The 11,581-nt window shown below is 37.9% G+C and carries 6 protein-coding genes and 1 pseudogene; all 7 read left to right on the top strand.

The features are described 5' to 3' along the window. Nucleotides 1–2 precede the first annotated feature (2 nt). The 7 genes and pseudogenes from Q1B07_RS09950 (at nucleotide 3) to Q1B07_RS09920 (ending at nucleotide 11,497) form a co-directional block, all read left to right on the top strand. The gene (locus tag Q1B07_RS09950; RefSeq protein WP_299088789.1) at nucleotides 3–1,145 is read left to right on the top strand and encodes a TIGR02678 family protein; all 1,143 of its coding nucleotides are present in this window, start codon (nucleotides 3–5) and stop codon (nucleotides 1,143–1,145) included. Nucleotides 1,146–1,160: 15 nt separating this feature from the next. Further along, on the top strand, nucleotides 1,161–5,270 hold the full coding sequence (locus Q1B07_RS09945; RefSeq protein WP_299832668.1) for a TIGR02680 family protein: 4,110 nt from the start codon (nucleotides 1,161–1,163) through the stop codon (nucleotides 5,268–5,270). Continuing rightward, nucleotides 5,263–6,549 carry a TIGR02679 family protein gene (locus Q1B07_RS09940; protein WP_299088783.1) on the top strand — a complete coding sequence of 429 codons (1,287 nt, stop codon included), beginning with the start codon at nucleotides 5,263–5,265 and terminating at the stop codon, nucleotides 6,547–6,549. Before Q1B07_RS09945 ends, Q1B07_RS09940 begins: the two co-directional genes overlap by 8 nt. Nucleotides 6,550–6,663: 114 nt before the next feature. Then, on the top strand, nucleotides 6,664–7,587 hold the full coding sequence (locus tag Q1B07_RS09935) for a hypothetical protein (RefSeq protein ID WP_299088781.1): 924 nt from the start codon (nucleotides 6,664–6,666) through the stop codon (nucleotides 7,585–7,587). A gap of 212 nt (nucleotides 7,588–7,799) precedes the next feature. Further along, nucleotides 7,800–8,671, top strand: a pseudogene (locus Q1B07_RS09930) (AraC family transcriptional regulator). A 290-nt stretch (nucleotides 8,672–8,961) separates the two neighbouring features. Continuing rightward, a complete protein-coding gene (locus tag Q1B07_RS09925) occupies nucleotides 8,962–10,065 on the top strand; it encodes a GntR family transcriptional regulator (protein WP_299088779.1) in 1,104 nt (367 codons plus the stop codon). A gap of 130 nt (nucleotides 10,066–10,195) precedes the next feature. Then, nucleotides 10,196–11,497 carry a glycoside hydrolase family 125 protein gene (locus tag Q1B07_RS09920; protein WP_299088777.1) on the top strand — a complete coding sequence of 434 codons (1,302 nt, stop codon included), beginning with the start codon at nucleotides 10,196–10,198 and terminating at the stop codon, nucleotides 11,495–11,497. The last annotated feature ends 84 nt before the right edge of the window (nucleotides 11,498–11,581 follow it).

The following is an 11,581-nucleotide window of genomic DNA, read 5'->3' as shown; positions in this document are numbered from 1 at the left end:
GAATGGAGCAATTCGATGTTTTTGATGAAAAAGCAAGACAAGGAATGGATTTGTTGTTCCATCATTATTGGATTTTACGTGCGAAACATCCAGAATGGTATCAGCTTATTCGTGAGCGGGAAAAGGTATTGCGCCGCTATATTAATGAAAAATTCGGGTTACGGCTTATTGTTCACCAATATTTTATTAAATTAGAAAAAATCCCTGTAGAGCCGGAACGTTGGATGGGGATTCAGCATTTCCAAGAGCCTATGGATTATGCTATTTTCTGTTGTGCTCTTTCCTTTTTAGAAGGAAAGGAGGTTGATGAGCAATTTCTTCTGTCAGAGTTATGTCAAGAGATACAAAGTGATTACCCTGGGGATTATCCACTTGATTGGACCCTTTTTACTCATAGAAAATCTTTGATTAGGGCTGTCAACATTTTAATCGATTTTCAGTTGATTCATACAATTGATGGTGATATTGGGCGTTTTGATCATAACGAAGAGCAAGAAGTTTTATATGAAGCAACGATATATAGTCGGTATTTCATGAGAACATATCCAGAAGATTTTTCGACTTATTCTCATTGGAATGAGCTCCTGCAAGATGATTGGAAGCTAAACCAAGAGGATGAGCGTCGTAAACGGGTGTATCGTAAACTATTCTTTTCTCCAGGCTTGCACCGTAAAGACCAGCAAGACCCAGACTTCCTCTATATTCGAAATTTCCGGAATCGGCTCGCAGAGGACATTGAAAAGCATAGTGATTATCAGCTTCATGTTTATAAGAATACGGCATTTCTATCAATCTCTGAACCTAGACAATATCATCAGCTTTATCCTAATACGAAGGCATCTACGGATATCCTTTTACAGCTAGCAAAGGAGATTCACGGACAGCCCGAACGGTTCGTCCCTAATGAAAACGGTGAAATCCTTGTGACAGAAGGAGAGTTTGAGCAAATAATAGATACTTTACGTGAAAGCTATGGCTCGGGTTGGTCGAAGTATTTTCGTGAAAAAAGCACGAGTGCAATTCGTACAGAGCTAGTTGCTGCAATGAAAGACTGGATGATGGCAGATGTAGACGAGGACACCTCGCTTATTCGAATAAGACCACTGTTAGGCGTAATCACTGGTGAGTACCCAGCTGATTTTTAAGAAAGGCGGAGAAAAATGACAAATTCAAAATGGGTAATGAACCGGGCAGGGTTATTAAACTTTTGGTATTATGATGATGAAATTTTTACGTTTTCGGATGGAAAACTTCTCCTTCGCGGCACAAATGGATCAGGAAAATCGGTTACGATGCAAAGTTTTTTACCTGTGTTATTAGATGGGAAAAAGACACCTGACCGTTTAGATCCGTTTGGATCGAAGGCACGAAGAATGGAAGATTATTTGCTTGGTGAAAAGGAAGTTGTCAATCGTGATGAGCGTACAGGCTATTTATTTATTGAATATAAAAAACAAGGTACGGAACAGTATGTTACAACCGGAATAGGCATGCAGGCTAAAAGACATAAAGGGATAAAATCGTGGTATTTTCTCTTAACAGACAATCGACGAATTGGGCATGATTTTCAGCTTGCGCAAACTCATCTAGGAGATCGGGTACCATTTTCGGCTAAAGAGTTAGAAAATCGCATTGGCCAAGGTGGGAATGTTGTCCATACGCAAAGGGAATATATGGAGCTAGTTAATAAATACATTTTCGGCTTCGAATCAATCGAAGCTTATGAGGATCTCATTAAACTGCTTATTCAACTCAGAAGTCCTAAATTGTCTAAAGACTTTAAACCAACGGTTATTTATGAAATATTAGAGTCTGCTCTACCGCCCCTAACGGATGACGAGCTCAGGCATTTATCTGATACGATTGAAAGCATGGATCAAACCCAGCAACAGCTTGAACAATTAGAGAGAGAATACGAATCAAGTCGCAAGCTAGTCAATCAATACCATCTTTATAATCAGTATATTTTAGCAGAGCGAGCTGCTCAGTGGCATGCTGCACAAAAGAGACATAAAGATGCAGACGATCAAGTCAAAGCTTTGGTAAAACAAGATCAAGAACTAGAAAATGAAATCAATCAACTTGAGAAAGAAAAAGAACAAGTTCAGCAGCAAAAGCTTATTGCAGAAAATGAAAAAGATCGATTACAAGGTCATGAGGTGTGGAAACTTGAAAAGGATTTGACCGAAAAGAAAAAAGAATTTGTTACGTTAAATGAAGATCTTCAAGCACTTAACGTTAAATGGGATTCTAAAAAGAAGCTACATAGTCGTGATTGGCGAGAAAGAGAGCAAATTCAAGAAGAATTAAGAAAGCAGGAAACCGTTGTAAAAGACGTGCTAGAGGAATTGCATTTGGATGCGGAAGAAGCGGCATTTCCGCTGCACGAGGTAAATGTAAATGATTTTGAACGTCAAAAGGAAGATGAATTTGACTTTACGGTTTGGATTCAGGAAGCGGGAAATCATGACAGATTACTAACTTCCTTGAAACAACTTGCAGAAGAAGAGGCTCGCCTATCAGAAGAACACCTACGACTAGGGCGACTATCTTCTGAGAAAAAGCAGGAGATAGATGAGTTGCGGAAGGAACAAGATCATTTAGAGCAGTGGTTTACCGAACAGAAGCAACAGTTAGAGCATGAAGTATTTAGCTGGATTGAACATCATCCAAAGCTTTTATTTTCTAATGAGAGGCTTCAGGAAATCGCACGTTCTTTACAAGGTTTATATGAAGTGAATCGCTATGATGATGTACGCGAACAATTATTTACTGCTATTAATGATTATGTAGCCGAGATGAAAACAGAGAAAAACCTTACCGAAAAACGAAAAGTTACAAAAGAACAGGAGATTGAAATTGTAAAAGATGAGCTCCACCAATGGAAGACAATGAAGATAGCTAATCCAGAGCGTGCCAAAGATACAGAGGAGTTTCGAAAGAAGCTACATGACAAAAATCAATCATATGTTCCCTTTTATGCAGCGGTCGAGTTTCAAGACCATGTGACAGATGAGCAAAAAGAAAGATTAGAGTCTGCGTTAAATCATATTGGATTGTTAGATAGTTTGATTACCGATCAACAAATTTTACCGACCCATGATCGGGTAATTCAAAAAGAGCCATTGATACTCAAGCCTACATTAGCGGATTATTTGCGTCCGGATCTAGACGAAGATAGTCTAATTTCTAACCATCATGTCGATGAAGTATTAAGAAGCATTCCACTTAAACAAGAAGGTACAAGGTTTCACGTTGATGTCGATGGAACGTATTCTATCGGATGTTTAGTAGGACATGCCCCAAATCAAGGGCCATCAAAGTATATTGGCCGATCTTCCCGCAAACGATATCAGCAAGAAAAAATTCATGAATGCGAGCAGCAGCTAAGGGAACTACATGTCGAACTAGAAACAATAAAGCATCAGTTGTTGCAAGTTGAAGATGAGCTTCAGAATGCTGATGAGTGGAAAAGGAAGATACCATCGGACAAAGTTTTAAGTGAGCTAAATGTTGATATTGAAACGAATGATCATCGTCTGAAACAACAGCAAAAGACTCTGCTCGAGGTGGATAATCAGTGGAAAAAGGTTCATCAACAAATCCAAATGATTAAACTTAAGCTCCACCAGCAAGGAAGTCAGCTTAATCTCACCTTAACAAGAGAATCGATTGGACAAGCATTACAGGCGGCAAATCGTTATCGAGATCATGTTCATGAGCTTCGCGGAGCATTTCAAAAATGCTTATTTTCTCGTCAACGTATTGAAGATCTTCATAGTAGAATTCAAGAAAAAGAAGAGGAAATGGATGAAATTAAAGGGGAGCAAAATGTAAAAAATTCTCAACTTTTTCAAACAAAGGCTGAAATTAATTCGATTGAACAACAATTGAAATTAAAAGGAATTGATGAGGTTAGAGCACGTATTCAAGAGGTACAGCTGCTACTTGCAGATGCCGAGAAAAGAATGGAACATATCCAAGAAACTCTTCCACAGAAAAGAGTGAATCGAGACACATGTGAAAAAGAGCTAGAAGGAGCAAAAACAAGTGCTGAATTCTGGTCGAATATGGCTGCAGAATGGGGAAAAATCGTAAAAGGTGAGGTAGCCCGCGGCTTTATTGAAATCGATAAGATTAACCCTTCTGCCATTCTCACACAGCTTGAAGCAATTGTTGCAAAATATGATCGTTCAAAGCTAAATGAACAACTTACAAAAGTTTTCTTTAATGAACAGTTACATCTAACAGAGTATCGAATGTTTGAATACACAGAAGAAGCTGAAAGACCTGACTGGTTTTCTATCGAAAGAGGAGATTACTACGAACCTTTTAAAAATGAGTGGAATCAGTTGCGTGGACGACGAATTATCCAAATGGAATACCATGGTCAACGGGTAAGTCCTTATTATGTATTAAAATCATTAGAAAAAGAATTAGAAGATCAAAAAGGATGGCTAGATGAGCAGGATCGCCAGCTATATGAAGATATTATTGTAAATACAGTTGGAATCATCCTCCGCAACCGAATCCATCGGGCGGAAAAATGGGTCCGTGAAATGAACAAAATTATGGAAAGTCGAGACAACTCTTCAGGATTAACATTCTCAATAGCATGGAAGCCCTTAACAGCAGAATCTGAACAAGAACTAGATACGAAAGACCTTGTAGAACTTTTACAACGGAACAGTAAATTTTTAAACGAAGAGGATTTAAATCGAATTACAAAGCACTTCCAATCTAGGATCGAGAAGGCAAAAGAATTAATCCAGCTGCGAAATGAAGGATCAACATTACATCAAGTATTAAAAGAAGTGTTAGATTATCGAAAATGGTTCACATTTGTCCTATCTTTTAAGCGTGTCAATGAACCAAAACGAGAACTAACAAACAATGCCTTCTTTAAATTTAGCGGAGGAGAAAAGGCGATGGCCATGTATATTCCTCTCTTTACAGCCGCTTATTCACGTTACAAGGAAGCAGGAGATATGGCTCCGTTTATCATTTCTCTTGATGAAGCTTTTGCAGGTGTAGATGAAAACAATATTCGTGATATGTTTGAAGTCGTTGAACAGCTCGGATTTAGTTATATTATGAATTCTCAAGCATTGTGGGGGGATTATGATACCATATCAAATTTATCAATATGTGAACTTGTACGACCTAAAAACGCTGACTTTGTCACCGTCATCCGCTATCAGTGGGATGGGAAAAAACGAACATTAGTTTTTGACAAGGAGCCTGTACAGGAGTTGGTTACGAATGAATGACAATGTACAAGTCTTCAGGGAGGAACCTGGATTTCTCAAGCTATTTACTTTATTTAAGGAAAAGTATCGTTCCCTCGGTCGTGTCGGGGGAGCGGTAAGTATCATTGATTTTTCTAATGAGGAAGTAGAATCGATCGCAGGATTTATCGGTCAGTCTGTTGATACACTGCGGGATAAGGGGAAAATTTCTTTACTTTCCTTTGAAAAGGCAATAGCACGTACTCCTTTTGCTAATTATTCACTCACTCAGTTACTTGAGGAAGTGCTGCAAGAATCGATCCTCACAAAAAATGAAGAACAAGCATTTGACAAAGAGAGGGAAAGGTCTTTCTTTCAATCACTATGTTCAATGTTTCAAGATGGAAAGTGGTGGTGGGACTGGATCCAGTCTAAATCCTCAGATACTAGATGGATTTGGTCACTTTATAAACAGGATCCTAATCGCTTACTTGAAAAATTAACAGCTGTATTTAAAGCATTTCAACAACTTCCTACCAATGGTGAATTTGAACGGCTTCCTTTATTTGCCCAAAGAACTACAGGGAATCCTCATTTTTTTGATTATGACCAAGTGACAGGAAAATTGCTGATACACTGTTTACATGTTGATCAAGCTATAAAGGGATTTCGTGAATCGGGTATGCCAAAAACAACAGAAGAATTAAATGATTTACTTGGTCAATATGGATTAATGCGAGACGACTTATGGAGCTTTGTAACATGTCGGGGACTTTTAGCAGAAGATGAATACGGAGTTCATCCAGTTTGGAAAGCCGCAGCTAACAAAGATACGGTTTTAAACGTACCTATTAAGGAACTATTAAAAGTGAAAAAAGTATCGCCAGTTAAAGGTGATAAAGTCTGGGTCATTGAAAATTCAAGTGTATGTTCTACAATTGTCGACGAAGTACCTGCAGCTCCGATTATTTGTACCCATGGTCAATTTAGAACAGCCAGCTGGGTATTGTTAGATCACCTTATTCAAACTGGCTGTTCCATTTACTATTCAGGAGATATAGATCCTGAGGGACTTACAATGGCACAAAGACTTAAAGACCGTTATCAAGATCGTGTGACTTTTTGGAGAATGGATAAAGATTCTTATGAAAACATGCTATCTGAAGAAGACATATCTACTAGACTCACAAAAATTGATTCAGTAACATCGCCAGAACTTAAAGAAGTAGTAAGGTCAATAAAAGTAAGAAAAAAAGCAGCTTACCAAGAAGGGATAGTAAGTAAGCTCATTCATGATATTAAAGAAGAATTTATAAAATGATTAACACACAATAGACTAATGTCAATATGTAAATGTCACCTTCGATATTTCATTTTGCTAAGTTTAAATATCTTTAAGAAGAAAACATTAGGCTCCTTGCTATATGGAGCAGCTTTGGGAGCAACTGGAATATTTTTCACTGCTTGCACTTTATTATTCGCCCAGCTTTCAGAAAATGCCCGAGGGACCATTGGCCAACCCTTTACATTCCTTGTGGCAGCATATTTACTGCGTGCAATCGGGGATGTCAGTAATGAAATTCTCTCGTGGTTATCACCGTTTGGCTGGATTTTAGGGACGGAAGTGTATGTTAACAATATTTGGTGGCCTATCGCTTTGACAGTTGAGATTTCCTTCGTATTGGGAGCTTCATACGGATCTGTGTTTGGTGATTTAGAGACGTTTTTTTCGAATATTGAAATGATGACAAATCTATTAAAATCAGGTGACGGGTTATCGTTAACCGAACAATTTTTATCCATGCTTATGTCTGTTCTTTCAATGATGTGTACGATTCCTACGTTGATGATCATGCTTAAGCTGAAGGCTGAAGAAAAAAGGAACCGGACAGAGCATTTATTATCTCGCGCAGTTTCCCATACAAAAGTAATGGGAAGCTACCTTTTCCTTTCAATCGTATTCGGATTTGTTATGTTATTCCTAGCGTTAATTGGTTTATGGTCTGCAGCCTCTCCGGCGATGGAGGATCCGATTTCCTTTGAAATGATGTTTGAAGCAGCAATGGTTTACTTACCAGCTATCTCGATCATGATTGACTTGGCTGTCCTGCTTATCGGCTTATTCCCACACTTAACCGGGATGATCTGGTTGTATTTAGGTTATTCCTTCTTTGTTGTTTATTTAGGAGGTTTGCTGAAGCTCCCTGAATGGATGGAAAAACTCTCGCCATTTGGACAGATTCCTCAATTGCCGGCTGAAGAGATGAATGGTTTAAAAGTAAGTATGTTAACCTGTATTGCAGCCATTCTTATGCTAATAGGGTTCATCGGCTACAAAAAACGTGATATCACAGGATAGATTTCTATTTTTTAAGCCATTTGTTTAGCTTACAATATGAACAAATGGTTTATACTTTTAGTAAGGTAAACAACCGGCAAAACTTCATCTTTTTTCTAAAAAATAATAAGGAAAAAAGTTTCAGATAAAGAAGTACCCTGCAAAACCGTGCATGAAATGTCGGATGAACTTTTTTCACTCCTGCTATTCTATTGATAACGGAGGTCACATAAATGGATATGCTGAAACATTTTAATAACGCAATGTCGTATGTAGAAGAAAGTCTGACAAATGACATTGACTATAAAGAGGTTGCAAGGCTGGCTCTTTGTTCCGAATATCATTTTAAAAGAATGTTTTCCTTCCTTGCTGGAATAACATTATCAGAATACATCCGCCGCAAACGACTTACTCTTGCAGCATTTGAGCTTAGAGATAGCAGCATAAAAGTGATTGATGTTGCAGTGAAATACGGATACAACTCACCAGATTCGTTTGCAAGAGCTTTTCAAAACCTTCATGGCTAACCCCATCAGAAGTAAGAAACAGCAGCCACCCGCTTAAAGCGTATCCTAGGATGACCTTCCAATTATCCATTAAAGGAGGAAGTTCTATGAACTATCGTATTGAAGAAAAAGAAGGATTTAACATCGTTGGGCTAAAGAAACGTGTTCCGATCATTTTTAACGGAGTAAATCCTGAGATCGCAGAGATGTGGGAAAGTTTAGATGAGGAAATGATTAGTCAACTTAAAAGCCTATCAAATGTCAAACCTGTGGGACTGCTTAGTGCATCCGCAAACTTTTCTGAAGGTCGCATGGAGGAAAAAGGGGCGCTAGATCATTATATTGGTGTTGCGACAACGAAGGAATGTCCAACAAACCTAGCGAAGCTTGAAGTCTCTGCCTCAACCTGGGCTGTATTTGAAGTGGTCGGGCCATTCCCAGATACCCTTCAAAATATTTGGGGACGGATTTATTCCGAATGGTTTCCATCATCAAACTATGAAATTAATGAGGGTCCAGAAATCTTATGGAATGAAAATAAAGACGTTACTTCACCAACGTTTAAAAGTGAAATATGGATACCGGTTTTGAAAAAATAAAATAGTTAACAAGGATATGATGAGCTGTTTTGGCAGCTCATTTTATTATTTTTTCAGAAATACGAGCAGTAGATAAAGAAAAATCTTGTTTACTGTTGTGAAAGTTTTAATTATATTAATAAAATATACATACTAATATAAATTTCATCACATAGAAATTGATACTTGCTGCTAATTCAGTAAAATGTAGATTTTGCTTTAATTATATAATATTATATATTCTATCCGGTTACTGCTATTTATGCATTATACAAAGTATGTGACTATCGAAGTGGAAGAAGGTGTTTAAATTGGCTAAACCGATCTACGAACAAATATATGAAACCATTAAAACAGCGATTGTTGAAGGTAAATATAAGGAAGGTGAACGTATTCCTTCTGAAAAAGAACTGGCTGATACTTGGAATGTGAGTGTTATCACTCCTAGAAAATCATTAGAAATGTTAGCATCCGAGGGCTTAATCTTCCGACAGGTAGGTAGAGGTTCTTTCGTTAAGGAACTGGCCATTAATGAAACGAAAGTTGATTCCTCAGTCCGAGTTAAACCGGTTATTGGTGTGATCATGACGGACTTTGACGAAAGTTATGGAATAGGATTGTTAAATGGAATCGAGCATGCTGCAGAAGAGAGAGCATTTATCGTTTTGCGCCGCACATTTGGAAGCGTTGAGAAAGAACAAGCCGCTATTCGCGATTTGATGGAGCTGGGAATAGATGGATTAATTATTCTTCCATCACAGGCAACTTTTTTTAATTCCGAAATTTTAAAGCTTATCGTTGACCAGTTTCCTTTCGTCCTCCTCGATCGTTATTTAAAAGGAGTTGCAGCATCTGCGGTAAGTACAGATAATATTGGAGCAGCAAAGAAAGGAACAGACTATTTGTTTGGTCTTGGACATAAAACAATTACATTATTAAGTCCTCCCCCTGTAAGCGCTACTGCCATTGAAGATCGCATTGAAGGTTTTGTTCGAGCACACATAGAAAAAGGAATGACAAAAAAACCTCTAATGCTGACTGAACTTATTTCAACCTTGCCTGATTCCTTTAAGGAGCCTAATATTTCTAATGATTTAAAAAAGATTAAGGATCACTTGCAAAAAAACAAGAATATTTCGGCTTTATTTGCGCTTGAGTACAATATTGCTCTTTTAGCTAAACAAGCCGTAGAAGAACTTGGACTATCAGTACCAAAGGATATTTCCATACTTTGTTTTGATAGTCCTCCATGTAAACCAGGCGCTTTTACATTTACCCATTTACTCCAAAATCAAGAGAAAATGGGACGGATAGCAGTAGAACAATTACTAGGAGTAATTAATAATGCCAAAAGTTTGCAAACGACGCTGCTTGACACCAAATTAATCGAAGGCCAATCTACTACAAAAAAATAAAAGAGGTATAAATGAAAGCATAGGTTTGAAAAAACCTATGCTTTTTCACATTAAAAAACATATAAAATATATTGACCTATATAAGTAATATGCATATTATTATAAGTAATTCTAACAATGGAGGAAAGTCATGATCAACCAACTATTTGATAAATCAGCAGTTGAGTCGTTTTCACGCAAAATTGAAGAGAAAATGAACGCACACCCTAAAGCGGTTCAGTTATTCAAAAATTGTTTTAAAGATACACTTGATCGAACTATGAAACGCTTGGATAATGGCACAGTCTTTATGGTAACCGGTGATATTCCTGCGATGTGGCTTCGGGATTCATCCGCTCAGTTAAGACCCTATTTAAGAATAGCCAAACAAGATTTGCAATTATCATCTTTAATTAAAGGGGTGATCAAGCAACAGATTACATACATTTTACATGATCCCTACGCTAATGCATTTAATGAGACAGAGAATGGCAATGGGCACCAAAATGATCTAACTGACATGTCGCCCATAGTATGGGAACGAAAATATGAAATTGACTCATTATGCTATCCGATCCAGCTTGCTTTTCTCTATTGGAAGCAAACCGATAACAAAGAACCGTTCGATCAAGCATTTTTAAAAGCACTTTATATGATCATCGAAGTTTGGACCACGGAACAAGATCATGAAAATCGATCACCTTACCGTTTTGAAAGACGGAATTGTCCTGAGTCCGATACTCTTCCACGTGATGGAAAAGGAGCAGAAGTAATACCAACTGGAATGACATGGTCAGGTTTTCGGCCAAGTGATGATGCATGTAAATATGGATACTTAATTCCTTCTAATATGTTCGCAACCGTAGTACTTGGTTATATAGCAGAAATCGCGGACACCATTTACAATAATTCCCATTTAGCTAAAAAGGCTTTTCTTCTAAAAGAGGAGATTAAACAGGGCATTCAAAACTACGGAATATACCAGCACCCGGTATATGGGAAAATTTACGCTTATGAAACTGATGGGATGGGTAACTACAACTTGATGGATGATGCAAATGTTCCAAGCCTTTTATCTATGCCATTTCTCGGTTACTGCAAGGCAGAGGATGAAATCTATCAAAACACTCGAGCTTTTCTCCTTAGTAAAGAAAACCCTTATTATTATGAGGGGGAAGCCGCTTCAGGCATCGGAAGTCCTCACACCCCCCATAGATATATTTGGCACATCGCATTGGCAATCCAAGGCTTGACTGCTACCACGCTTGATGAGAAGGAAAAAATATTACGTTTATTCGAACAGACTGATGGAGATACGGGACTCATGCATGAAGGGTTCCACGCTGATGATCCGACACTATTCACTCGCCCTTGGTTTTCATGGGCTAACGCTATGTATTGCGAATTTGTCATCGATTATTGTGAGAGCGCTTTTATGAGTGTAGAAAAATAAAATAATAGTAGATTAAAAGACAAAGCAAAAGGTTAGCATCTTTCATGCAGATGATTATATAACGATATGTTTGTAGGAGAATAA

This window comes from uncultured Metabacillus sp. (assembly GCF_947503125.1).
In the GTDB taxonomy this organism is placed as follows: Bacteria; Bacillota; Bacilli; order Bacillales; family Bacillaceae; genus Metabacillus.
The sequence above is the reverse complement of the archived record's forward strand: the minus strand, read 5'-3'. Positions and strand labels throughout refer to the sequence as shown.

Excerpts from the sequence above, each read along its gene's own strand:
- Q1B07_RS09920 (WP_299088777.1), top strand. The coding sequence starts at position 10,196 with ATGATCAACCAACTATTTGATAAATCAGCAGTTGAGTCGTTTTCACGC.
- Q1B07_RS09945 (WP_299832668.1), top strand. The coding sequence starts at position 1,161 with ATGACAAATTCAAAATGGGTAATGAACCGGGCAGGGTTATTAAACTTT.
- Q1B07_RS09950 (WP_299088789.1), top strand. The coding sequence starts at position 3 with ATGGAGCAATTCGATGTTTTTGATGAAAAAGCAAGACAAGGAATGGAT.
- Q1B07_RS09940 (WP_299088783.1), top strand. The coding sequence starts at position 5,263 with ATGAATGACAATGTACAAGTCTTCAGGGAGGAACCTGGATTTCTCAAG.